Source organism: Psychrobacter sp. CAL346-MNA-CIBAN-0220, from assembly GCF_040309805.1.
Classification (GTDB): domain Bacteria; phylum Pseudomonadota; class Gammaproteobacteria; order Pseudomonadales; family Moraxellaceae; genus Psychrobacter.
On the sequence record NZ_JBEOPF010000001.1, the window covers coordinates 711,970 to 736,066 of the forward strand.

The 24,097-nt window shown below is 42.1% G+C and carries 22 protein-coding genes; 11 read left to right on the plus strand and 11 right to left on the minus strand.

The window, feature by feature from the left end; all coding sequences use genetic code 11:
• Positions 1-215 precede the first annotated feature (215 nt).
• Positions 216-1,796: a bifunctional phosphoribosylaminoimidazolecarboxamide formyltransferase/IMP cyclohydrolase gene (gene purH, locus AAEY88_RS02735; protein ID WP_350558696.1), complete on the plus strand. Its 1,581-nt coding sequence runs from the start codon at positions 216-218 to the stop codon at positions 1,794-1,796.
• 249 nt (positions 1,797-2,045) lie between these two features.
• Here purH and AAEY88_RS02740 read toward each other — a convergent pair whose 3' ends face one another.
• Entirely contained in the window at positions 2,046-3,920 is a 1,875-nt protein-coding gene (locus AAEY88_RS02740) for a SurA N-terminal domain-containing protein (protein WP_350558699.1), read from the minus strand.
• Positions 3,921-4,300: 380 nt separating this feature from the next.
• On the minus strand, positions 4,301-4,573 hold the full coding sequence (locus tag AAEY88_RS02745; RefSeq protein WP_350558702.1) for an HU family DNA-binding protein: 273 nt from the start codon (positions 4,571-4,573) through the stop codon (positions 4,301-4,303).
• Between the two features lie 486 nt (positions 4,574-5,059).
• Here AAEY88_RS02745 and AAEY88_RS02750 point away from each other — a divergent pair, with 486 nt between their 5' ends.
• From AAEY88_RS02750 to fdx, 8 genes are all read left to right on the plus strand, one after another.
• Entirely contained in the window at positions 5,060-5,704 is a 645-nt protein-coding gene (locus AAEY88_RS02750; protein WP_350558705.1) for a hypothetical protein, read from the plus strand.
• 352 nt (positions 5,705-6,056) lie between these two features.
• Positions 6,057-6,554, plus strand: coding sequence for an Rrf2 family transcriptional regulator (locus AAEY88_RS02755; RefSeq protein ID WP_350558707.1), 498 nt, complete (start codon positions 6,057-6,059; stop codon positions 6,552-6,554).
• On the plus strand, positions 6,551-7,777 hold the full coding sequence (locus AAEY88_RS02760) for an IscS subfamily cysteine desulfurase (protein ID WP_350558710.1): 1,227 nt from the start codon (positions 6,551-6,553) through the stop codon (positions 7,775-7,777). The genes AAEY88_RS02755 and AAEY88_RS02760 overlap by 4 nt, the downstream gene beginning before the upstream one ends.
• Before the next feature lie 147 nt (positions 7,778-7,924).
• Positions 7,925-8,332 carry a Fe-S cluster assembly scaffold IscU gene (iscU, locus tag AAEY88_RS02765; RefSeq protein ID WP_350558713.1) on the plus strand — a complete coding sequence of 136 codons (408 nt, stop codon included), beginning with the start codon at positions 7,925-7,927 and terminating at the stop codon, positions 8,330-8,332.
• Between the two features lie 210 nt (positions 8,333-8,542).
• The gene (gene iscA / locus AAEY88_RS02770) at positions 8,543-8,863 is read left to right on the plus strand and encodes an iron-sulfur cluster assembly protein IscA (protein WP_350558716.1); all 321 of its coding nucleotides are present in this window, start codon (positions 8,543-8,545) and stop codon (positions 8,861-8,863) included.
• Positions 8,864-8,988: 125 nt separating this feature from the next.
• Positions 8,989-9,570: a Fe-S protein assembly co-chaperone HscB gene (gene hscB / locus AAEY88_RS02775; protein WP_350558719.1), complete on the plus strand. Its 582-nt coding sequence runs from the start codon at positions 8,989-8,991 to the stop codon at positions 9,568-9,570.
• Between the two features lie 211 nt (positions 9,571-9,781).
• Positions 9,782-11,659: a Fe-S protein assembly chaperone HscA gene (gene hscA, locus AAEY88_RS02780; protein ID WP_350558722.1), complete on the plus strand. Its 1,878-nt coding sequence runs from the start codon at positions 9,782-9,784 to the stop codon at positions 11,657-11,659.
• 97 nt (positions 11,660-11,756) lie between these two features.
• A complete protein-coding gene (gene fdx / locus AAEY88_RS02785; RefSeq protein WP_350558725.1) occupies positions 11,757-12,095 on the plus strand; it encodes an ISC system 2Fe-2S type ferredoxin in 339 nt (112 codons plus the stop codon).
• An 89-nt stretch (positions 12,096-12,184) separates the two neighbouring features.
• Here the strand turns inward: fdx and AAEY88_RS02790 are convergent, their stop codons facing one another.
• The 4 genes from AAEY88_RS02790 to AAEY88_RS02805 all read right to left on the minus strand — a co-directional run bounded on the left by AAEY88_RS02790 (position 12,185) and on the right by AAEY88_RS02805 (position 18,046).
• Positions 12,185-12,616: an HIT family protein gene (locus AAEY88_RS02790; protein WP_350558728.1), complete on the minus strand. Its 432-nt coding sequence runs from the start codon at positions 12,614-12,616 to the stop codon at positions 12,185-12,187.
• Between the two features lie 130 nt (positions 12,617-12,746).
• A complete protein-coding gene (gene mfd, locus AAEY88_RS02795; RefSeq protein ID WP_350560426.1) occupies positions 12,747-16,445 on the minus strand; it encodes a transcription-repair coupling factor in 3,699 nt (1,232 codons plus the stop codon).
• Between the two features lie 271 nt (positions 16,446-16,716).
• Complete coding sequence (gene rraA, locus AAEY88_RS02800) at positions 16,717-17,232, minus strand: ribonuclease E activity regulator RraA (protein WP_350560428.1); 516 nt, start codon at positions 17,230-17,232, stop codon at positions 16,717-16,719.
• A gap of 112 nt (positions 17,233-17,344) precedes the next feature.
• Positions 17,345-18,046, minus strand: a complete 702-nt coding sequence (locus AAEY88_RS02805) for an NAD-dependent epimerase/dehydratase family protein (protein WP_350558731.1) — start codon at positions 18,044-18,046, stop codon at positions 17,345-17,347.
• Between the two features lie 654 nt (positions 18,047-18,700).
• Here AAEY88_RS02805 and rpsT point away from each other — a divergent pair.
• Together rpsT and AAEY88_RS02815 are read left to right on the plus strand one after the other, a co-directional pair.
• A complete protein-coding gene (gene rpsT, locus AAEY88_RS02810; protein WP_010200097.1) occupies positions 18,701-18,967 on the plus strand; it encodes a 30S ribosomal protein S20 in 267 nt (88 codons plus the stop codon).
• Positions 18,968-19,075: 108 nt separating this feature from the next.
• On the plus strand, positions 19,076-20,218 hold the full coding sequence (locus AAEY88_RS02815) for an FAD binding domain-containing protein (RefSeq protein ID WP_350558734.1): 1,143 nt from the start codon (positions 19,076-19,078) through the stop codon (positions 20,216-20,218).
• A gap of 91 nt (positions 20,219-20,309) precedes the next feature.
• On the opposite strand, the gene AAEY88_RS02820 is transcribed toward AAEY88_RS02815, so the two are convergent.
• The 5 genes from AAEY88_RS02820 to AAEY88_RS02840 all read right to left on the minus strand — a co-directional run bounded on the left by AAEY88_RS02820 (position 20,310) and on the right by AAEY88_RS02840 (position 23,823).
• Entirely contained in the window at positions 20,310-21,146 is an 837-nt protein-coding gene (locus AAEY88_RS02820; RefSeq protein ID WP_350558737.1) for a histidine phosphatase family protein, read from the minus strand.
• A 108-nt stretch (positions 21,147-21,254) separates the two neighbouring features.
• Positions 21,255-22,052: a metallophosphoesterase gene (locus AAEY88_RS02825; protein WP_350558740.1), complete on the minus strand. Its 798-nt coding sequence runs from the start codon at positions 22,050-22,052 to the stop codon at positions 21,255-21,257.
• A gap of 177 nt (positions 22,053-22,229) precedes the next feature.
• Positions 22,230-22,931: an orotidine-5'-phosphate decarboxylase gene (gene pyrF, locus AAEY88_RS02830; RefSeq protein ID WP_350558743.1), complete on the minus strand. Its 702-nt coding sequence runs from the start codon at positions 22,929-22,931 to the stop codon at positions 22,230-22,232.
• A 65-nt stretch (positions 22,932-22,996) separates the two neighbouring features.
• Positions 22,997-23,422 carry a lipopolysaccharide assembly protein LapA domain-containing protein gene (locus AAEY88_RS02835; protein WP_350558746.1) on the minus strand — a complete coding sequence of 142 codons (426 nt, stop codon included), beginning with the start codon at positions 23,420-23,422 and terminating at the stop codon, positions 22,997-22,999.
• 98 nt (positions 23,423-23,520) lie between these two features.
• Positions 23,521-23,823 (minus strand): integration host factor subunit beta, encoded by a 303-nt coding sequence (locus AAEY88_RS02840; protein WP_350558749.1) that lies wholly within the window; start codon positions 23,821-23,823, stop codon positions 23,521-23,523.
• Positions 23,824-24,097 lie beyond the last annotated feature (274 nt).

Below are 24,097 nucleotides of genomic sequence, written 5' to 3' on the forward strand. Positions count from 1 at the left end.
TTTATGACCTAGAACTATTGATATTTTTGTATAAATTTGACTGATGCTTTATCATTATAGCCCTCATAGTTTAATTACTGATGATTTCTTACGTAATTATTCATTGAGAATTTTAATATAATTGGCATTAACTTATTGGGGTTAACCCTTATTCGTGATTGTTATTACTATTTTGCCAGACGGTTGCGTCAGGCTTTTTTTATGGAATTGTTTTTATGGGCATAACACCACTTGCACTACTCTCGGTCTCTAATAAATCTGGTATTGTTGAGTTTGCTCAAGGCTTAATTCAGTCAGGTTTTGGTTTACTGTCTACTGGGGGTACTTATCGCCTGCTCAAAGAGCACCATGTAGAAGTAACCGAAGTATCGGATTACACTGGTTTCCCTGAGATGATGGATGGTCGGGTCAAAACCTTACATCCTAAGATTCATGGTGGTATTTTGGGCCGCCGCGGTACTGATGATGCCATTATGAGCGACCATGGAATTGACCGTATTGATTTAGTAGTGGTTAACCTCTACCCGTTTGCTGAGACTATCGCCCGCGCTGATGTGACCATGAATGAAGCCATTGAGAATATTGATATTGGTGGCCCTACTATGGTACGAGCTGCTGCCAAGAACCATGCCCATGTCGGTATTGTCACTGATCCGGTTGATTATGATCGGGTACTGGAAGCATTAGGTGATAACACTGAGCTGACCGCTACTTTACGTTATGACTTAGCAGTTAAAGCCTTTGAGCATACGGCTCAATATGACGGTATGATTGCCAATTTCTTAGGCAGTCGTGTCAATGAGACTCAGCAGCCTGAAACCTTTGCGCGTACTCTTAATTTACAATTCGATAAAATGCAAGATCTGCGCTACGGTGAAAACCCGCACCAAAAGGCCGCGTTTTATGTTGAAAACCTAGCCTCAAAAGATCAGCAAGCCTCTATTGCCACAACTCAGCAACTACAAGGTAAAGCATTATCTTATAATAATATCGCCGATACCGATGCCGCTCTTGAATGCGTTAAAGCCTTTACTGCCCCGGCTTGTGTCATTGTCAAGCATGCCAATCCATGCGGTGTGGCAGTCCATAGTGATCAAGTCAGCGCTTATCGCACCGCATTCAGCACCGATCCTGAATCTTCCTTTGGTGGTATTGTCGCTTTTAATCGTCAGCTAACCGTTGCTGCTGCTCAAGTCATTATTGACAATCAGTTTGTAGAAGTAATTATTGCGCCAAGTTTAGAGGAGGGTGTACTACAAGTGACTGCCAGTAAGAAAAACGTGCGGGTATTGGTCTGTGGTGAGTTATCTGTCCCTGATGCGCACTCAACGCCGCTCGACTATAAACGTGTCAACGGTGGCTTATTGGTACAAGAGCGAGATTTGGGCATCATGAGTGCCGATGAGCTGCAGATCGTCACCGATGTGCAGCCTACAGAAGCTCAGATTGCTGATTTACTATTTACATGGACAGTGGCCAAATATGTCAAATCTAATGCTATTGTCTATGGTAAGAATCAACGTACTATTGGCGTGGGTGCGGGTCAGATGAGCCGTGTTAACTCAGCGCGTATTGCAGCAATTAAGGCTGAACATGCAGGTCTTATTACCGAAGGTGCAGTTATGGCTTCTGATGCCTTCTTCCCCTTCCGTGATGGTATTGATAATGCCGCAGAAGTGGGTATCTCCGCTATCATTCAGCCTGGTGGCTCTATGCGCGATGACGAAACCATTGCTGCCGCTAATGAGCATGGTATCGCCATGGTATTTACTGGCATGCGTCATTTCCGCCATTAATTTAACCGTTAATAGCTTTTAGCCATAACTGAACCCTATATGATAGATATGACTTAATAAAGAATACTCGATTTCGTTGCACGCAGACTTTCAAAATATCTCTATTGTTTTATTGAATCGTTGTAATTTTTTATTCATTTCATTTTAAATTGATTACAAGCCATCCATAAAAAAGCCACTATATTTTTATAGTGGCTTTTTTATTCGTGCTATTTTTTATTTATCTACTGAAGTTAATCTATACAAGCATTAGCGTCCCTGCGCACCTGCCATATTTGCTTCATTAACCTCAACCTTATAAACCAAGCGTAAATAGTCTAGGTAATCTTGTAGCTGATCCTGTCCTAAATTATCACGGATAATGGCCGCTGTTTGAGATTTTTCAGTAGCGGATAGCTGTGATTGTTGCTGGGTTTTGATACGATCACCGATTATTACTGTCGCACCCATTTCCGTCTCACTTGCTAGCACTACTATACCATTATCAGCAGCCTGTTTGCTGAAAGCTAAACTACGCTCTTTTTCTGTTAATAATGTGGTTTGCCGGTTTAATTCACCCAAGGCTTGAAAACTGACAGGTTGTTTATTAATATCAGCAGCCGTTTTAATACCAGCGGCTAATTTTTTAGCATCTTTAAGCGCCAATGCGCTGGCTTTTTGTTGACGTAATATCTGAGTAATTTGCGGTGTGGCTGCTGCCAAAGTAAGCGTTTGAGTGGGCCGATAGTTACTTGGCTGTACCCACGCTGTACCATCGCCAACTTCGATGCCAGCGGTTACTGCCTGATCTTGGATGGTAAAATCATCAAAGGCTTGCTTAATGACCGCCGGTTGCGCCAGTACTGAAGTATTGTTCTCTTTACGATAATCTTTGAGTCGTTTTAGGACCACGTTTTCTTGTTGGGCAATATCTTCGATACTAAAACCATCTGCTGCTAAGTCATTAATCGCCGTAACTTTGTCTGCATAAATTGCTTGACGCTTGTATTCTTTGGCTTTAGCCGTCAGCTTTTCACGCATGCTGTCAAGACTGGGCACTTTACTGCCATTATCTTCAGTTACTGTAAATATTTGATAGCCAAAACCGGTCTTAATAGGTTTACTGATATCACCGACACTTAAGCCTTGCAATGCTTGCTCAACCGCTGCTGCATCATTACCGAATACTGATGGATTAAAGCGACCAATGGCACCACCGTCAGCGCCTGATGGATCATCAGATTCTTTTTTGGCCAGCGCTGCAAATGACTCCCCTTTATCAAGGCGTGCTTTTATTTTATCTGCCCGTACTTTAGCATTATCACCGGTGATTAGGATCTGACTGATTTTACGCTCATCAACGACAGCCAATCCCTGCTTATAGCCTTCATATTGCTGTTGTAACTCTTCTTTTGTAACGCTATCAACTTTAATCGTTGCTGGACTAATTTGCACATAAGCTAAATTTACCATAGCATCACTTTTTAGGGTGTCTTTATTGGCATCATAATAGGCTTGTATATCGCTATTGGTCAGCTTTACTTGTTGTTGATAATCCTGCCAATTAAACCGATGTAGCCAAATATTACGTGCCTCTAACTGTAGCTCAATCAGTTGGCTGACCGCCTTCATTGGATAAATAGCGGTGCCGACAATACTGGCATTAAGCTGATCTAGGCTCAACTGATTACGAAACTCTGCAAACAGCTGGTCTTTGTTCATACCGCGCTGACGTAAAAAGGCTGAAAACTGCTCGTTAGAGAAATCACCATTCTCATCTTTGAAAATATCTTCTCGGCGTAACAGACGGTTAATAGTGTCATCAGATACAGTCATGCCAAGCTTACCGGCTTGCTGCTCTAGTAAAGTACGATCAATAAGCCCTCTTAGTACTTGCTGATGTAGCACATCTTCATTCAATAAACTGGCGTCATCAAGCTGGTCTAAAATCTCAGAACGCCGGCTATTCACCGCGGTTTGATATTCTGATAATCCCACACTTGCCTCACCTACCTGAGCGATCTGGTTGGGATCGACACCACTTTGAAAGTAGCTTTCGATACCTAATAGAGCAAGTGGTGATAGGCATAGAATCAATAAAATGCGACCAGGCCAGCTTTTTAAAAAATCGCGCAATTTATCCATAATTATTTCTGCTTTATTAACCTATATTAATGAAAACCGTTACAATGATATTTATGCTATCTGAGCGAGCAATGGCAAGGTAAGGGATGTAAGTGTGCAATAGCTGTCTAACGCGGTTCGGTTGCATAATCAACCTATCAAGTAACTAAATGACTATGACTAAGGTCAAACCGTTAAGCAATACCAACGCGCGCCCTATGATACTTGAATTTTAGCATAGACTCAAAATATTCATACTATCTCGGATATAAATTTCTTCTATAAAAAAAGCACCCTATTAGGTGCTTTTTTATTACTTGTCTCATCATATTTAATATAGATGATAACATCATATATGCGCTATTTATGTTGCTACACAACGCTTATAAGTTGGTAACAATTTAGTTCAAACGCTCTTTAAGATTTTTACCGGCTTTAAAGCTAGGCACTTTGCTGGCTGGAATATCAAGCTCTTCGCCAGTTTTAGGGTTACGGCCAGTACGTGCTTTACGGTCTTTTACGCTAAAAGTACCAAAGCCAACTAATGAGATGCTTTCACCAGCTTCTAGAGCTTGGCCAATGCTTTCCATAACGGCGTTTAGAGCATCACCAGCTTGGGTCTTGTTTAGGCCACTTTTGTCTGCAATGCTATCAATTAATTCTGACTTGTTCATAGAACTTCCTTCAAGTTTAAGGGCTATAATAAACGCTAACGTCAGGTATTGTATCGCTCTCATACTATTTAAGCAATAAAAACCATTTGACTCATATATTAGCGGGTCACAGGTTATTAAAGCCTTTATAACAAGGCTGCATAAGGAGCGCAAGCGATTTTACGTTTTTTCGTGTCGTCTACTACGTATTTGACACTTAACGTTACGCAAAACCTATGTCATTTATCACGTCTCTCACAAATTTGTATGAAATCCACTAAAGATACCCTTTTTTCCTTATAGGGTGTTATCTGATATCCATATATACTTACCGCCTTATTTAAGCTCATATTGCAACAATTTGCTAACTGACAGCAGTAGGCGTTACTTTTTATCATGAAGACGTTATGATAAGCACAGTATGATCGCTTGTTTTTCGACAATCTTCACCTTACTTTTATCTTTATCTTTGTATTTTTAACGTGCCCAATAAAATGGATTATTTACATGAAGCGTTCTACGTTGTCTCACTCTTTTCTCAATATTGTTCTGGTTTTCATTGAGTCAGCACTGACGCTGCTGCTACGCTTAGACCCTGAACTACGCAAAGCAGCTTATCCGCTTGCCAAGCAAGGTACAGTCGTCTGTCTACGCTTATACCTACCTCATGTGCAAATATTTGCCACTTTTAGTTATAAAGGCGTGCTGCTAGATGCTAAATTACCAGCTGGTCGTAGTGAGCCGGATGTCATTATTAATGCTTATAGTATTCAAGTCTTAAATGCTATCACGACGCACGACAGCGAAACTACCGACAAACTACAAATGCGTGGCGAGCTGGCTCAAGTACAATTGGTTAAACAGTTCATCATGCAACTGGGTTTAGGTAGTCTGATTCAAAGCGTCATCAAAAAGCTCAAAGGCGGTGGCAATAAATCCAAGCCTAATGATGCTGAGATGGAAGAAAAAAAGAACAACTATAAACTGCGTATTAAAGAACAACAAATTCAGATCAGCGCCCTAACCATCAAAAACCGTGAGCTTGAGACTACGGTTAAAGAGCTGCATAGTAAGCAAAAGGCGCTCACCATAACCGCTGTAATTGCTGCCATTGTTGCGATTGGCGCTCTCATTATGCTCTTTACGAGCTAAATCTACAGCTCGAACGCTAAGCTGCCAACGTTACGGTTCAGCAGTTAGCCTTGCTACCATGCCTTGTTTGTCGTTTACGTCACCTATATTGATCTGCAGTTTTATAGATAAATATGGGTGATTGTTTTTACAAATAATGATGATAGATAATATTAACCATTTAACGACATTTCAATCTTGACTAAATTACTCGGGATTAAGTATACTAGCTCTATTGCAGCACACATCGGGTTAATCATCCCATCTGTTGTTTAATAGCGATAACGCTCAACTTAGTGTCAAACTTTCTAAAATTACGGTACTAAACTCGTTATTGAATTTGGCTTATGACTGATCAGTTTGGAGATATTTTATGCGCTTAACCACCCGAGGCAGATATGCAGTTACTGCGTTGCTAGATTTGGCTTTACAAACCAGTCAACAAGATGGAGCAGTCTCTTTATCTGACATCGCTAAGCGGCAGTCTATTTCAATCTCTTATCTTGAGCAGTTATTTTCTAAACTTCGTAAACGCGGTTTAGTAAGCAGTATCCGCGGTGCGGCAGGTGGCTATTATTTAGCCAAACCTTTGAATGAAATTGACGTGATGAGTATCATCTCAGCCGTTGATGAGTCCGTTGACGCAATGCAATGTGAGGGACGTGGCGACTGTCATGATGGTACGATGTGTTTAACACATGACCTATGGTGCGCTCTATCCAATCATATTGAGCAATACTTGAAAAGTATAACATTAGCACAATTATTAGATATGGAACATGTGCAGTCTATATCAGAACGCCAGCATATTCCCTCTATCAAAGACATTAATACTATTACCTTATCGACCAGCGAGGCAAACCCAGCATGAGCCAACATAACAAACTTATATACTTAGATTATGCCGCCACCACGCCAGTTGCCAAGTCGGTCGCTGCTAAAATGAGCGAGTATCTGACGGTAGATGGCATTTTCGGTAACCCAGCATCACGCTCACATGGCTATGGCTGGCAGGCTGAAGAAGCAGTCGAAACGGCGCGTCAACAAGTCGCTGAAGTGATCAATGCTGACCCTCGTGAAATCGTTTTCACCTCAGGTGCAACAGAATCTGATAACCTTGCCATTAAAGGCGCTGCGCATTTTTATCAGTCACGTGGCAAACATATTATCACCAGCCAAATTGAACATAAAGCAGTACTAGACACGTGCCGCGAGCTTGAACAAGAAGGCTTTGAGATTACTTATCTTGAACCTCAAAAAAGCACAGGACTGATTTTACCGCAGCAAGTCAAAGATGCACTGCGTGAAGATACAATTCTAGTGTCATTAATGATGGTTAATAACGAGCTTGGCACTATCACAGATATCGGCGCTATCGGCGAAATCACCCGCGAAGCTGGCGTTATCTTTCATGTGGACGGTGCGCAAGCCGTTGGTAAAATCCGTATTGACCTTGCAACCACTAAAGTTGATTTAATGAGCTTTTCCGGTCACAAAGCGTATGGTCCTAAAGGTATTGGCGCATTATTCGTCAGCCGCAAGCCACGTGTACGCTTAAAAGCAGAACAACATGGTGGCGGTCATGAGCGCGGTATGCGTTCAGGTACCTTACCAACCCATCAAATTGTTGGACTTGGCGCTGCATTTAGCTTAGCTAATGAGCGTTATGAGCAAGATCATGCACATGCAGCAGAACTGCGTGAAAAGCTTTGGAATGGCCTGCAAGATATTGAAGAAATTTATCTTAACGGTGATCTTGAGCACAGCGTACCTAATATCGTTAATATCAGCTTTAACTTCGTTGAAGGCGAGTCACTTATGATGTCGCTAAAAGATTTAGCAGTATCGTCAGGATCAGCTTGTACCTCAGCGACTCTTGAGCCTTCATACGTGCTGCGAGCTATCGGTCGCCCTGATGAATTGGCGCATAGTTCTATCCGTTTTAGCTTCGGTCGTTATACCACGGCAGAAGACATCGATACCGTTATCAGTCAAATGCATGAAGCCGTTGACAAACTACGCGACCTATCCCCTCTTTGGGATATGTATCAAGAGGGTGTTGATTTAGACTCAGTCGAATGGTCTGATCATTAAAATTAAAAAATATCATCCTAAAATATAGCAGTTAGTTTAGATTACTAACCGAAGAGAAACCAAACAATTTATTATAGAATAAATGTTTGACCCCAATTATCGATGAGTGTAGAAGATAACACTCATCGTCTAACCAGGAGAAGACTCATGGCATATAGTGACCAAGTTATTGATCATTACGAAAATCCACGCAATGTTGGCAATCTTGATAAAAATGCTAAAAATGTAGGTACTGGCATGGTCGGTGCCCCTGCTTGTGGCGATGTGATGCGCTTACAAATTCAAGTCGATGCTAACGGTATCATTGAAGATGCACGTTTTAAAACTTACGGCTGCGGCTCTGCTATTGCCTCAAGCTCACTCGTCACTGAGTGGCTAAAAGGTAAAAGTTTAGATCAAGCCGGCGAAATCAAAAACAATGATATTGTTAAAGAGTTGGCGTTACCACCGGTGAAAGTGCATTGCTCAGTATTAGCAGAAGATGCAATTAAAGCGGCTATTAGTGATTATAAAGGCAAGGCTGCCGCTGAAAACGCAGAAGTAGTGACAAGCTAAGCATTTATCACATTCGTTCTTTTATATTAAATAGCTGCTAATAATTTTTAGTTAGCAATATGGAGGTGGCAATAACATTAATGTAATTGTCACCTTTTATTTTCCAGCTTTTGTTAATGCTTGTGTTTAGTATTTTTAGACTCTTGAATATTAGTTGGTTAGTAGTTTTTAAAAAAGTTGTCTTATTATTGACAGTTAATAGGAGTTGGCATGATTGAAATGACAGAACGCGCCGCTCAGCATGTTCAAGACTTTTTGGACAATCGCGGTAAAGGTTCCGGTATTCGTGTTGGTATTCGCACTGCTGGTTGCTCGGGTTTGGCTTATGTATTAGAGTTTGTCGATATTCCTGATGATAATGATACACGCTATGATAGCCGTGGTGTGAGTATATTTATTGATCCTAAAAGCTTGGTTTATTTGGATGGATTATTGATGGATTATGAAAAAGAAGGCCTAAACGAAGGTTTTAAGTTTACCAATCCAAACCAAAAGGGCGAATGTGGTTGCGGTGAATCTTTTACAATATAAACGAACGCAACCTAAGTATGAAGCAATTGGCTCATAGATAGAGCTAGCTGTTAATATTGACGTTTTAATTAATACTTCAATAAAACCATAAATAAAAATAAAAACTAGAATGTAAGGCGTATGATATGACAGATATCACCCCAGAAGCGCAGTTCGAAAATTTCTTTGCATTATTTGAGCAGCCTATACAATTTGAGCTACCGCAAAAAAGTCTCGATGAGCGTTTGCGTCTATTACAAAAACGCTATCATCCTGATAATGTCGCAAAAAATATTGCTGATGTGGTCAAGGCTCAACAGCAATCAGAGCAAGCCTCCGCACTGATTAATCAAGGCTATCAGACTCTAAGTGCTCCTGATAGCCGCGCCGCCTACCTACTCGACATGGCAGGACAAGCGCAAAATGTAGAGCAGTCAATTGCCGATTTCGACTTTTTAGAAGATGCGATGCAAATGCGCATTGACCTAGATGAGGCTATCGACAATAAAGACCGCCCAGCACTACAGCAGCTGCATCCGAAAACTGCTGAACGTTTAGCCACTCAATCAACACGCTTTCAAACCGCTTATCAAAATAAAGAGTGGCAAACGGCTATCGATGCGACGCAAAAGCTAAAATTCTTAGTTAAGTTGGATGCTGATATTACGACCGGACTTGATGACATTGCTAGCACCGAGCAGTCTGACGATGACGACTTATATGTTTAATCATCGTTCCAGACCGCTAATGACGGTTAAAATAATATCCACAATACCGTATAATCAATCGCTCCAGACGCAAATAAAAATACTACCTCATATCGCTGCAAATTTATTACATGAGTGAGTCATAGCTAAATAGCTAGAATTTGTATTTATATTTGTACGTCTACTTATCTTGGCTGAACATTTCTTATTCATTTTATATCTGAGTTGTCTTATGTCTTTATTGCAAATTGCTGAACCCCATCAAAGTGCCCAGCCTCACCAACATCGTTTTGGTCTTGGTATTGATCTCGGTACGACGCGCTCATTAGTCGCCGTAGTACGTTCAGGCAAATCGCAGGTCTTAGAGGCAGACTCAAATTTAGATACCCTATTACCCTCAGTGGTTTATTATCCAAGTTCCGGCTCGCCACTCGTTGGTTATAAGGCCTTAGCTCATCTACCTGATGATCCAAAAAATACTATTATTTCTGCTAAGCGTTTTATGGGTCGCAGTCAAACCGATATTAAATTCTCTCATCCTTATGAGTTAAGTGGTGATGCTGATGCTATGCCAGCATTCGTGACTGCCCAAGGGGAGATTTCACCTGTTGAAGTGTCAGCACGTATTTTGGCCACACTCAAGCAGCGTGCGGTAAGTGCTTTACCCGAAGATAGCATTGAAGGGGCGGTAATTACAGTTCCTGCTTACTTTGATGAAGCTCAGCGTCAAGCCACTAAAGACGCCGCCCAAGCTGCTGGTATCAATGTCTTACGTCTGCTCAATGAGCCTACTGCTGCTGCAGTGGCTTATGGACTTGATAAGCCCAACCAAGATGATGCCGAAAGCTATTATCTTATTTATGACCTTGGCGGTGGCACTTTTGATGTGTCTATCTTAAAGCTGACTGATGGCGTATTTAAGGTGCTAGCGACTGGCGGTAATAGCGCTTTAGGTGGCGATGATATCGATCGCTTATTGACTAATTGGTTGATCAAACAGCTCAATATTGCTCCAGCTGATGTTAGCCTGCATGATAAATCAGTGCTCGCGCAACAAGCCAAAGCGTATAAACAAGCTTTAACAGATACCGCGCAAGTGGATATTGATATTGTGATTAACGGGCAGCCTTTTCAAGGAATTTTACGCCGTGAAGATTTACTCACTATTGTTGATCCTGTCAGTCGCCGGACGCTCAGTGTGTGTGAACAAGTACTACGTGATGCTAAGTTAAGTGTAGAAGATCTCGACGAAGTTATCCTAGTCGGGGGCTCGACACGTATGCCTGCTGTCCAACAAGTCGTGACAACATTTTTTGCTAAGCAGCCTTTGTGCCGCCTTAATCCAGATGAAGTAGTGGCATTAGGGGCGGCGCAAACCGCGCATCAGCTTGTGAATGGTGATAGCGATAATAACTTATTATTGCTTGATGTGACGCCGCTATCGCTTGGACTTGAAACCATGGGCGGCTTAGTTGAAGTCATCATTCCTCGTAACACCCCTATTCCAGTTAAAAAGCGCCAAGTATTTACCACTTATCAAGACGGTCAAACCGGTATGGTAATTCATGTGGTACAAGGCGAACGTGAGACGGTGGAGAATTGCCGTTCACTCGGACGCTTTGAGCTATACGGTATCCCGCCAATGAAAGCTGGATTTGGGCGCATTGAGGTAACCTTTAGCATTGATGCCAATGGCCAGTTGACTGTTAGCGCGCAAGAAACCACAACGGGTACTGAGAGTAAAATTGAAATTAAACCCGCTTATGGTCTATCCGATGAACAAAAAGAGCAGCTTCTTGTCGCAGGATTTCAGCATGCTGAAGAAGATAAAAATGCGCGCTCTTTAATTGAAACTAGAGTAGAAATCGAACGTGAGCTACTGGCGTTACAGTCCGCCCTTACTGATTTTTCTGACTTGTTGACCTCTGAAGAGCAACAAGCGTTAGCGGCACAAATGCAAGAAATGAAACTAGCTTTAGACTCTAATAACTCAACGATTATCGAAGCTCAAAAAGCCCAACTCAAGCCTCACAGCGATGCCTTTGCCGCCCGCATTATGGATCAGAGTGTCCAGACCAGTATGGCTGGCACCAATGCCCAAGATTGGTAATGAGTAAGAAAACGGTTCACTGAACACTGTATCATTAATGCCTTATACCACTTATATTTTAACTTTTTTGAATTGATCAGTACTGGATAAATTAGCTATGCCAAAAATTACTGTACTACCCCACCACGAAATTTGCCCTGAAGGCGCTGAAGTTGAGCTAGAATCTGGTAGCAACTTATGTAAAGCGCTAATAGAAAAAGGTATAAAGATTGAACACGCCTGTGAGATGTCAAAAGCGTGTACCACTTGCCATGTAGTGGTGCGTAAAGGCTTCAACGGTTTAGATGAAATGGACGATATCGAAGCGGACTTACTTGATCGCGCTTGGGGCCTTGAGCCTGATTCGCGTCTGTCCTGTCAAGTTATGCTCGACGATGATGATTTAACCATTGAGATACCTAAATACACCCTGAACCATGCTAAAGAAAATCACTAATTATTATTAATTTTCAATATGATAGAAAAAAGCCCGTCATAATAATGGTGGGCTTTTTTGTGGGTACTGGTTTATTGCTAATAAATTGGCTACATTTGCCAATCAAATGGCATTTGATGGTGACCTCGTAGTGCCATCATTAAGGTCTGTTGCATTTGAGCCAATACTTCTTTGGTATAAGGAACCGCAGGTATGCCCCATACTGGATTTGGCCATTGCATGTCGTTTTGATAGCGCACAATATGATGAAAATGCAACTGCGGTACTTGATTACCTAAGGCGGCAACATTCATTTTGTCTGCTTGAAAAGTCTTAGCAAGTTGGCTTGATAACCAGCTTGATTCGCGTAAAAACTGCGTTTGATCGGTCTCAGATAACTCATACAGCTCCTTGGTACCCGACACACGCGGGACTAGAATCAACCAAGGAAACTGACAGTCATTGATCAAACGACATGTTGATAATGGAAAATCACCCACCAAAAAACTATCAGCGGCAAGCTTAGGATGCAGTTGGAACATAATGATGGTTTCTCTTGTTATAGAATATCAATAAATAAAAGGAGCTAAAAATACATTGATGCCATTTTATCAGGTATCTACTGGATAAAATAGCGTCATTACCTATTCACTGTTGATGAACTATCTAGCACTATGCCGGCTCTGCTACCATATGCTCGCTAAAATAGTGTAATAGCTCTTTTATAACATTGACGCGCTGCTGCGGTGTTTCAAGCTTATCAGGGTCATTGTAGCGAATACCGGATGCTCCATTCATACGATAGCGCTGCCCATCCGATTGAATCAATTTAATAATCGCTAAGGCATCAACAGGGGTGTCGGGCGCAAACTCTAATGTCATACGGTTACTATTGGCATCAATTTTATTGATATTCAACGGTTCAGCTTGTAGACGCAGGCCATGAACGGCGAAAAGTTGCTTAGTTTGATCCGGCAATGTGCCAAAACGGTCGATCATCTCGGTACGGATATCAATAAGGCTTTCCTTATCATCAGCCTTACCAATACGCTTATAAAACAACAGGCGCTGATGAACATCGTGCACATATTCTTCAGGAATTAGAGCAGAGCTGTGCAAATTAATCTCACTGGTCAGTGATAATGGTGTATTTAAATCCAACTCTTTTCCAGCTTTAATAGCTTTCGTGGCGCGCTCAAGCATATCCATATATAAGCTAAAGCCAATGGCTTGCATGTTACCACTTTGCTGTTTACCTAATATTTCACCAGCACCGCGAATCTCTAAATCCTCACTTGCCAGCATAAAACCTGCACCCAATGTATTGGCGCGCTCGATAGCATGTAGCCGGCGCTTAGCATCGCCTTTAAGACCTTTAAGCGAAGGCACTAGCAGATAGCAGTAGGCTTGGTGATGGCTACGCCCCACTCGCCCCCGTAGCTGATGCAATTGGGCTAAGCCAAACTTATCGGCGCGCTCAATAATAATGGTATTGGCATTAGGTACATCAATTCCAGTTTCAATAATGGTGCTACAGATAAGTACGTTGAATTTTTTATGGTAATACTGCTGCATGATCTGTTCAAGTTGCCGCTCTTGCATTTGTCCATGTGCAACCCCGACTCGCGCTTCAGGAACCAGTTCACGAATAGTTTCTGCCATACGCTCAATACTAGCGACATCATTGTGCAGCAGGTAAACCTGACCGCCGCGTAATAACTCACGCAAGATAGCTTCTTTCATCAAGGCTTCTGTTTTTTGCATCACAAAGGTTTTAATGGCAAGCCGACGCGCTGGCGGAGTGGCGATAATTGACATATCACGCATACCTGACAACGCCATATTAAGGGTTCGTGGAATCGGGGTGGCGGTCATCGACATGCTATCAACATCGGTCTGAATGGCTTTGATACGTTCTTTATGACGGACACCAAAGCGGTGTTCTTCGTCGACAATCATCAAGCCTAAGTTGGCAAATTTAACATCTTGCTGCAATAGTTTATGGGTACCAATTACGATATCGACTTTACCAGCAGCCAAGTCAGCCAATACATTTTGTTGATGCTTTTTACCACCAAAGCGCGATAAAGTTTCAATCCGTACTGGCCAATCAGCAAAACGATCTAAGAAGTTATCTTCATGCTGCCCTGCCAGTAAGGTCGTCGGCACTAATATGGCAACTTGGTAGCCGGCACTTACCGCAATAAAAGCGGCGCGCATGGCTACTTCTGTTTTACCAAAACCCACATCACCACAAATCAAGCGATCCATCGGCTGATTTTGCTTCATGTCATCTATCACTGCATGGATAGCATTGGCCTGATCAGGGGTTTCCTCGAACTCAAACTGACTGGCAAACAGCTCATATTGCGAGATATCAATTTTAAAATGAATACCCACTTTTGCTTCACGCCTTGCTTGCATATTGAGCAGTTCAGCGGCAACGTCATGTATTTGCTCTAGCGCTTTTTGTTTGGCCTTATCCCACTTGCCACTACCAATCTTATGTAACGGTGCCAGAGCGGGATCACCACCACTGTAGCGGCTAATCATTTGTAAGTTAGCTACGGGAACATAGATACTGGCATCATCGGCATATTTTAGATGGATAAATTCTTGCTCACCATCACCCACGTCTAAGGTAATCAAACCATTATAGCGGCCAATACCATGCTCGATATGAACAATGGGACTGCCTTGAGTCATTTCGGTAACGCTCTTAACAAGGAACTCTTCTGAGACCCCACTTTGCTGACGCCGCCGCGTTTGTAGAACTTGCCTGCCAAACAGCTGGGTCTCACTAATCATTACCAGACGTTCAGGAACATAGACCCCACGCTCAATTGGCGCAACCGTTAAACCGACATGTGGTCGATTATGGTTAGAGACTGTTTTATCTGTTGCTAAGAAGTCTTTAAAGCTGGCATAGGTCTTAATATCAATCTTGCCCTTAAACAGCTCAATTAATATCTCACGACGACCAGCAGTTTCAGCGACTACCAATACGGGTGTACCCGTCTGCTCCTGCACTGCTAAAAAATCTAGCAATTCAGTTAACGGTTCTGCTTTTTGGTGATTAACTGGCAGTTGCGGTGGTACCTGTGCGCTCAGCGTTACGAGACCTTGCTGCTTATTTGACATTGCTGTCGAATCTGAGGCCAAATCATCATCGATAGCGGCGACGTCTGTCATCGTAGCTAATTCTGCACGGGCACTTAATATCACTCGTGGATAATGGTTTAAATATTCATTGAGAGTACTGGATAACAAGTACAGTAAATCAGGTGCGAGAATAGGTTTATCAATATCATGCCGACGTTCCTCATAACGTCGCTGAATCTGTGACCAATAATCTACTTGGCGCTCACTAATCAGCTCATCGGTAATAAACAACGCGTCACTCGGTAGATAGGCAAATAGACTGCTTTCCTGTGCCCAATCTTTTAGATCAAAAAATAGCGGCTGATAATATTCCAAACCACTACTGGCAATGCCTGCCAGCACGTCTTTATGTAGCTCAAACTTACGGCTACTGGCATTGGGGAACATAGCAGCAAAGTTCATCCGAAAAGTCTCTTTACCTTCTTCTAATGGAAACTCTTTGGCGGGTAGTATTTGGAACTGTTGAATAGGTTTGGAGATATCTGGAAGCTTGTGCAACAGGGATAGCGACTCTTTCGCCATACTACTGTCATTACCTGACACCATCGCCTTAAGATCGTCAGCAGTTAAGGTACGCTGGGTCTGCGAGTGAAAGAATCGAATAGTTTCAATTTCATCATCGAATAAATCAAGACGTAATGGAAACGGCTGACCCATTGCAAAGATATCTATAATGCTACCGCGTACTGCAAACTCACCAGGCTCAAAGACGTTTTCGACTGCTCGATAGCCAGCTTTCGTTAAGAGCTCACGCTGGGTATTGATATCAAATGTATCGCCAACACTCAGGTCAAAATGCTGACCGATAAGCCAGCTTGGCGGTGCCACACGTTGCATCAAAGTTTGTACTGATATTAGTAGTACACCGGTGGTTGGCATATCCGTCAATAGATTGATACGTTCACTGACGATATCTTGATGTGGTGATAGCTCATCATAAGTCAAAGTTTCCCAATCTGGAAACACGTAGGCATCAACGCCGCAAAACGCCAGCTCGGTCTCTATCTGATTGAGTTGATTTTGATCACGGGCCACGACGACCTTCAGTCGATCTGCCACATCCCATATCGGCGCCTTGACTAAGCTTGCTAACCATAGGCTACTAACGGCCCCGTGGACAGGTGCAAGCCAACGCCGCTGCGTGTCTTTGATGGGAAATAGCTGCTGGTTAATGGGAGCAAACGCGTCAGTCAAAGCAGTGATAGGCATAGAAGATAAGGTCAAGGTTGATAGTCAGGAGGTTATTATACGAACATTTTGGCAATTGACCAAAATTTATGCCGTAACGGTTTGTCACCCAGTTTATTATTAAAAATAAAGCTTATGAAAGAATAAATTCCTAATAACTAAAGCGACGTACAAAATTATTAAACACAAAGATTCCAGCTGATTGCTTAAGGTATAAACATAAGCTGGAATCGTTAAGCGGTAGTCATGTCATGTTACTTGTATTAGATAATACCAAGCTGAATTGTGATTATTATAGTAGCGGTTTATCACTGGCAATAATGCCATTATTATCTGCATAGACAAACATCCCAGAGTTTAAGGTTAGATCGCCAAAGCTAATCTCAATATCGGTCTGGCCTTCCTCACGGCGGGTAGATTTGCGCGGTATACAACCCAGCGCCATCACCCCAATATCCATCTGCACCATATCATCGACATCACGGACGCAGCCATAAACCACCACACCTGCCCAACCGTTATCTATCGCTGACTGAGCAATCATATCACCAAGCAGTGCACAACGCATTGAGCCGCCACCATCGACAACCAGTACCTTACCATTGCCATTGCTGTCTTTACCATCACTATTGAGCAACGATTTAACACGGCTATTATCTTCGAAGCACTTCACAGTCACAATCTCACCACAAAACTTGTCTTTGGCGCCAAAACTGTAAAATGATTTGCCTTCAATATTTGGTAAGCAGACTTGCGACTCAGGATTGGCATCCAGTAAATCACAAGTCACAAAATTTTCTTTATTCATTGTTGTCGATTCTGACATGGTAACGCTCCTTGTTGATGATTAATATTTGTATAGCAACTTATTCGCTAGGTTGTTATTTTATTAACTTGGCCTGTTTTAATTAGATAGTAGCCTAGTTTTTTACCCGCGTCATCGCCAGCATCTGCTTATTTTCTATGATGTCAGTATTGGTGGTTATCACCTCTGCACGAAATTTACTACGCTCATAAACATCATGCGCCGTCATGGCCATGGCACTTGCCACACGTTTAGCAGAAATAGGATGTAGCGGTAGTGACTCTGAAACCAAAGGTAAAATCAGCTGAAAAGCTTTTTGACTGATACTCTCAAATGGGCGACCTTTATGCTTACCGAGTAATAAAGATGGCCGAAAAATCACTAACTGGGCAAAACCCAACGCCATAATAGACTTTTCAGTCTCTGCCTTTACTCGATTATATAAAAATCGACTGTTACTATCAGCATTGGTAGAGGACAATAAAAAGAAGTTCTCTATACCTTTGTCATGGCATAACTTCGCAAAATTGACATTATAATCATGATCCACTTTTCGAAAGGCTTCATCACTACCGGCCTGCTTTTTGGTAGTACCGAGGCAACTAAACGCATCAGCAGTTCGATCTGCACCCACACTAGTGAACACTTCTGCCAGATTATCAAAATCGTTGATTTGATAGAAGCGCATACTGGCATTAATATAGCGCGGAGGACGTCGTGCAATCACAATCAAAGTGTCATAAAACTCAGTTAGCTGCTTGATAAGGTGTTGACCTACCAATCCTGTTGCGCCGATTACAATTGCTTTTCGTTGCATACCTTATCCGTATTTTCGTATTTTCGTATTTTCGTATTTTATATAATAATATTTTTACAGAAAAATATTGGTTAACACAATGTGGTTAATACCTAGCCATTAATAGCTTATGAGAGTAAAATATAACGGGTACTTCTTATTGACTTAGCTTAGCATCCTATCGCAATTAAGCTCATTTAGGTATAGTTCAACCGATTTAATTTCAATATAAGAGGCCCAAATGTACGCTATAAAGTTAGCATAGCAAGTAAAACCGTCTATGTAGTGTGTTTATATGCACTTATCTGACTATAACTATCTAATTATATCAGTCACGTTATAAATGAGGCAATTACTCACAATTTATTGTAAGAAATTTTGTCCGCTGGTTGATTCTTACTTCACTATTAATGTGTTCAGCAGCCGATAAACTATATCTTTGCACAACTTCTTTGTGTATTGACTATCAAATATATTGTCCTAAGCGCAATAATTTGCTAAGATGTCCGGCTTTACACGTCGATGCTATTTAATTATTCCAAACAGTATCGGCGCGAGCGATGATATCTATCGACATCATATTTGATGAGACGGCTGCTCGTCATCGATGATGGTTAAACCCATTATTGCAATCAACTTTCATATTTTTATCTGTCTTTCATAAAGGAGATTCGCGTGGCTAATACTGCACAAGCTCGTAAACGCGCCCGTCAGAACACCAAACGTCGTCAGAACTCTGCGTCACAACGCTCTATGGTTCGTACTTATTTGAAGCGTGTTGATGCGGCAATCGCAGCTAAAGATTATGACGCGGCTACCGAAGCTTATAAAAAAGCGGTACCGGTTCTTGATCGTATGGCTGACAAAGGTATTATTCATAAGAATAAAGCGGCTCGTCGTAAGAGCCGCCTAAACAAAACAATCAAAGGCTTACAAGCTTAAGATTGGTTTGGTTTAGACCGTACGCATAAAAAAACCTTGTCCTAGTGACAAGGTTTTTTTATGCTATTCTTGTTTATATATGTCTTTGGGAGAGACTCAGTGGAATCAATGAATAAGCGTGCAATCGTGATTGGTGGTTCGCTAGCTGGGTTATTTTCAGGGACACTATTACGCTCTATTGGCTGGCAGGTAGATATTTACGAGCGCTCTGCTCATGATTTGGATAGTAGAGGCGGCGGTGTTGTTTTGCAAACTGATGTCGTTGTTGCTCTTAAAAAAGCAGGAATTGCGACAGACAAGCTAGGCGTCGATGCCATTGAGCGCTATTACTTGCAAAAAGATGGCCAAATTGAAAAAATAGCAATGCGTCAGACACTCACCTCTTGGAACATTCTTTATCGCTCGATGCGAAGACACTTTCCAGACGAGCATTATCATCAAGGTAAAATGTTAGCGCACGTACAGTCAGAAGGCACTAAGGTCACGGCTGTTTTTGACGATGGCTCTTGTGAAACTGGAGATTTGTTAATTGGCGCTGACGGACCAACGTCAACGGTACGCCAGCAGCTTCTACCTACCTATGAGCCTCAGTATGCAGGTTACGTTGCCTATAGAGGCTTGATCGATGAAGTGAACTTAGAGCCAGAAGCAGCCAAGATATTTACTGAACGGTTCGTGTTTTATGATTTTCCAAACTCACATATTTTGGCCTATGTTATTCCTGGTGAAAACGAATCGCTGGCTTCAGGAAAACGTCGGTTTAACTGGGTTTGGTACGTTAACTATGATGAGCAGACAGAGCTACCTCATATACTCACTGACAAAAACGGTAGACAGAGAGCCAATTCCGTTCCGCCAGGGATGATATCCGCTAATGTTGAGCAAGCCATGCGCGGCTACGCCGATCTTGTACTTGCGGCTCCTTTTAAAACCTTAATAGCCGCGACTAAAGAGCCCTTTGTACAGTCGATATTAGACTTGGCTGTGCCGCAAATAGTTTTTGATAGAATTGTATTAATAGGAGACGCCGCTTTTGTTCCTCGGCCACATACAGCAGCGGGGACGGCAAAAGCGGCGGCGAACGCTACCGCACTGGTAGAAGCACTTGTCGACCACAGCCACAACGTTCCTAAAGCTTTACGAGAGTGGGAGATCAATCAGATGTCACAGGGAATGCAGTTATGCAAACGCGGTCGCAGCTTGGGCAATCGTTCTCAGTTTTCTTATGGTAAAGGCAGAACAGAAGGATAGAAAATAAAAATAGAATAACTGTCTACTTTTGCAATAGATAGGTTAAATTTACGATCAACAAGTAAACTAAACGTAAGTTACCCCAAAAATATCAGGTCCATTTTACCTCGGGTGGTAGGAGTAGCTTGCTAGGATGAAAGCCCGCAGCACGGTAACTGTCTAACAGCGCACTAACTGGACGAATATAAACCTCACCGCGCCATACGAAATACGCATTTGCCTCATTAAAAGGCTTGTCATCGAACCACAAAAAAACCCCTTCCATCATTTTTGGCCAATCATTCCAATCAATTTCGAGCACATCAAGCATCACTGCTAAAAATGCAGACAATAAAGTATCATGGCTCACAGCCAACATTAAATGACCTTGCTGAGGCTGATGTTGATAGAACAGCGATAGAATATCTAGACCGCCTTGATAGGCGTTTTTGGTGCCTTCAAGGTTGCCCTGTAAAAAGCGATTGATAAAGTTAAGCACACCAATCTCTTTGAATACTGCATTGGCGATTTCAGGCTCAATCACCAAGCTGCCCGGTTCAACTAATAATGACTGATGAGCAATATGACGCTGTAGGCCAGCGCCTTCTTGCATCAGCTGGGCGGTATCAATACAGCGACCTATAGGGCTAGAAATACTATCAACGTCAAGAGAATACGGCAGGTGACCCGCTAACCACCGGCCCCAAGATTTAGCCAGTACGCGACCTTTAGGGGTCAGTGGCAGCTGATAACTGGCAAAACCATTGCCATCGGAACGTTCTCGCAGAGAGTGTCTAGTGAATAAAATCAGACGCTTATCGTTAGGCAATAAATTGACCGAAGATATCATACTATCAGGCAAGTGCGCAGGTGCGGGCGCGCTCGGACTATGCCGTGATGACAAGTCAGAATCTAAATTGGATTTATGGGAATCAGGGAGTTTATTCATAGTAGTTAGCGTAGCAGATTTTTGGTCTCTAGTGAACGAAATACAAATTTGGTAGCAATAAATCTCACTGAGATAACTTCAATAATTAGACAATAATCACTATCACCATCAGCCAATATCGATAACTTTATCCCATGCAAACTCGATAGCAGTACTGCTCACTTCATTGGGATAAGCACGTGGATTGACAATCACTCGAGTATTATTAATACGATAGTCAAATGCTTCATGCGTATGCCCATGTATCCATAGCATAGGCGCCCAGCGTTCAGCCATCCAGGCCGAGAAGTCACTGACGAAGGCGGCATTACTTGGCAAGGTAGCATATTTTTCAGAAACTGATAACGGACTGATACTATGGTGACTCATGACGATGGTTTTTTTGCCCAGCTGCTTGGCAGTTATAAGGGCTTGTTTAAGCCACTGGCGCTGCTTTGCATGTAACTGCATAGATAGCTCAGGTGAGAATAACTCATTACCAGCATAGATTTGCTTGTAGTCACGCATAAAGCGCTTAGCAACCACCATCGTATCCTCGTTGGCTTGATACTGATAGTCAGTCCATAACGTGCAGCCTAAGATACGCACTTCACCGATATCGATATACTGACATTGCAGCACACGCACGCCTAAATTTGTGGCAACGTTATAGGTATCCCATGTTGCAAGCTTGTGGTCAAAATGCAGCACATCTTCATTAAAGTATTCATGGTTGCCCGCAATAGTGATCAGCGGTACTTGTAAGCGCGTGGCTTGCTCTTGTAGCCAAGGCATGCCACTATCACTATTAGCAGTATCACCAGCTACTAGAACCACGTCTGCATCAGTTTTAGGAATATGCCCCATCGGATGCGATTGTCTGGCGTAGCTATCAATATGCAGGTCACTTAAAATCTGTAATTTCATACGGTCCAATATCACTAAACAAACGTAAATGGGTCAAAGCATCTAGTGTAGCACTTATTTATCTGCCATTAAAAAGTAAAAAAAGACAACTTAGTGGTTGTCTTTTTTTTACTTCATATTTAACAATGGCTATTTATTTCTAGTAGCCTGTCTCTAGAAGAGAGGGCCCTTACAAGGCTAAATGCTCTGTAATATTTTCTGTAATTTTACTGCTGGATCTGGGGCTTGAGTAATTGAGCGACCAATGACCAGATAGTCTGCGCCATCGTTTAAAGCTTGCGCAGGGGTGCAGATACGTTTTTGATCATCGGCGTTATCTTCTGGCAGACGAATGCCTGGGGTCACTAGTTTAAAATCATCACCGCATAGTCTTTTAAGCGCTTTTGCTTCCTGTGCTGAACAGACGACGCCATCAAGACCTGCTTGCTTGGTCAGTTGCGCTAATCTGCTCACTTGCTTATCCAAATCATCAGTGATACCAATCTGTGCTAGCACCTCATTACTCATAGACGTTAATACCGTTACTGCTATTAATAACGTCTCATAATTACCATCAAGCAACCGCTGTTTTGCCAATGACATCGCAGCGCTACCTACACTAGCATGGACATTGACCATCCAAATTCCCAGCTCCGCAGCGGCCAGTACCGCTTGCGCCGTGGTGTTGGGAATATCATGAAATTTTAAGTCTAGAAACACTTCAAATTGTCGTTGATGCAATGCTTGGACAATCGCAGGGCCACAGCGCGTAAACAACTCCTTACCAACTTTTAGACGACATAATGCCGGATCTAACTTATCCGCTAACGCCAGCGCCGCATTCATATCAATGTTGTCTAGCGCCACGATAATAGGAGAGGTTATTATTTTATTACTCATAGTTTGGCCGTTTTATATCAAAATTATCAACGAATTATAGACTTAAAGGTTCATCTTACTCATATTTAATCACGCTTACGCTTGGTCAATAACGCAGGCTCAATAGCATTTCTATCCTCTAAAGGCATGTCATCAATGCCATCTTGTACATGCACAGCAGTCGCTCCATAGACGGCATCTTCTACGGTAGGCGCATTTGCTTGACGATCAATAACTATATTGGCTTGAGCGACCTGCTCTTGCAAATTCTTATTGAGCTTTTGTAATCGTGAAATTTCCCATTTATTTTGTAAGACGCGAAACATTAACAAAGCCAATAATAAGCCAATAACAATACCCAGTATGAGACAAAGTATCAATAACAGCCCTAAGTTCATGGTAGGGGCTTGTGAAAAGAGTAAATTTACCCCTACTTCAGTGTTATTTGCCAATACCAAACCAAGCGCATAAGCAAAGCTCAAGAACAATAATACAAACAGTAAAAATCGCATCAGCATATACCTCAGTTGTCAGTCGTAAGGAGTCTTTATTGATAAAGTATAGCAGTGATGAGCACTACGCTAATCACAATAATACAAACAATCTTTTATTAGGCCTCTATTTTTTCATTAACCGCTTCGCGTAGGGCTTTTCCTGGTTTAAAATGCGGGATAGCTTTGGCAGGCACAGGTACGCTTTCACCTGTTTTTGGATTTCGACCCAGGCGTGCGCGGCGGTGATGCAAACAGAAGCTGCCAAAACCGCGAACCTCAACACGGCCGTCATTCGCCAACGTGTCTATCATTAAATCTAATATTTCGCGTACGGCATCATCAATCACCATGTCGGTCATCGCGTCACAATTAGCACTCAAATTGTCAATAAATTCAGACTTATTAATCGCTTGCTGCATTATTATACTTGCCTTATTAATTTATGGGTATCATAGCTATGATGTCGTCTCATTATTTAATAACATATATGTATAAGGTATTACTTCACAAAATGATTACTATCATATCCAGCTGTTATTATGAGTACGGTATCGCTTAAAAGTTCATGATGTTTCAAGCACTTAGCACCATTTTACATTTCGTTACTCAAGGTTGCAAATATTAGCGAGAATTATTATAGGTAGGAACGAAATTTCGGCCATTTAAATAGAAATTTTACCCTATTTTACTGGA

Bases quoted from the DNA above. Each gene is read 5' to 3' on its own strand.
- AAEY88_RS02740 (WP_350558699.1), bottom strand. From the start codon at position 3,920: ATGGATAAATTGCGCGATTTTTTAAAAAGCTGGCCTGGTCGCATTTTA.
- AAEY88_RS02835 (WP_350558746.1), bottom strand. From the start codon at position 23,422: ATGCGATTTTTACTGTTTGTATTATTGTTCTTGAGCTTTGCTTATGCG.
- fdx (WP_350558725.1), top strand. From the start codon at position 11,757: ATGCCAAAAATTACTGTACTACCCCACCACGAAATTTGCCCTGAAGGC.
- iscA (WP_350558716.1), top strand. From the start codon at position 8,543: ATGATTGAAATGACAGAACGCGCCGCTCAGCATGTTCAAGACTTTTTG.
- hscB (WP_350558719.1), top strand. From the start codon at position 8,989: ATGACAGATATCACCCCAGAAGCGCAGTTCGAAAATTTCTTTGCATTA.
- rraA (WP_350560428.1), bottom strand. From the start codon at position 17,232: ATGAATAAAGAAAATTTTGTGACTTGTGATTTACTGGATGCCAATCCT.
- AAEY88_RS02820 (WP_350558737.1), bottom strand. From the start codon at position 21,146: ATGAATAAACTCCCTGATTCCCATAAATCCAATTTAGATTCTGACTTG.
- AAEY88_RS02745 (WP_350558702.1), bottom strand. From the start codon at position 4,573: ATGAACAAGTCAGAATTAATTGATAGCATTGCAGACAAAAGTGGCCTA.
- AAEY88_RS02760 (WP_350558710.1), top strand. From the start codon at position 6,551: ATGAGCCAACATAACAAACTTATATACTTAGATTATGCCGCCACCACG.
- pyrF (WP_350558743.1), bottom strand. From the start codon at position 22,931: ATGAGTAATAAAATAATAACCTCTCCTATTATCGTGGCGCTAGACAAC.
- AAEY88_RS02825 (WP_350558740.1), bottom strand. From the start codon at position 22,052: ATGAAATTACAGATTTTAAGTGACCTGCATATTGATAGCTACGCCAGA.
- AAEY88_RS02750 (WP_350558705.1), top strand. From the start codon at position 5,060: ATGAAGCGTTCTACGTTGTCTCACTCTTTTCTCAATATTGTTCTGGTT.
- AAEY88_RS02815 (WP_350558734.1), top strand. From the start codon at position 19,076: ATGAATAAGCGTGCAATCGTGATTGGTGGTTCGCTAGCTGGGTTATTT.
- mfd (WP_350560426.1), bottom strand. From the start codon at position 16,445: ATGCCTATCACTGCTTTGACTGACGCGTTTGCTCCCATTAACCAGCAG.
- iscU (WP_350558713.1), top strand. From the start codon at position 7,925: ATGGCATATAGTGACCAAGTTATTGATCATTACGAAAATCCACGCAAT.
- AAEY88_RS02755 (WP_350558707.1), top strand. From the start codon at position 6,057: ATGCGCTTAACCACCCGAGGCAGATATGCAGTTACTGCGTTGCTAGAT.
- AAEY88_RS02790 (WP_350558728.1), bottom strand. From the start codon at position 12,616: ATGTTCCAACTGCATCCTAAGCTTGCCGCTGATAGTTTTTTGGTGGGT.
- purH (WP_350558696.1), top strand. From the start codon at position 216: ATGGGCATAACACCACTTGCACTACTCTCGGTCTCTAATAAATCTGGT.
- hscA (WP_350558722.1), top strand. From the start codon at position 9,782: ATGTCTTTATTGCAAATTGCTGAACCCCATCAAAGTGCCCAGCCTCAC.
- AAEY88_RS02840 (WP_350558749.1), bottom strand. From the start codon at position 23,823: ATGCAGCAAGCGATTAATAAGTCTGAATTTATTGACAATTTGAGTGCT.
- AAEY88_RS02805 (WP_350558731.1), bottom strand. From the start codon at position 18,046: ATGCAACGAAAAGCAATTGTAATCGGCGCAACAGGATTGGTAGGTCAA.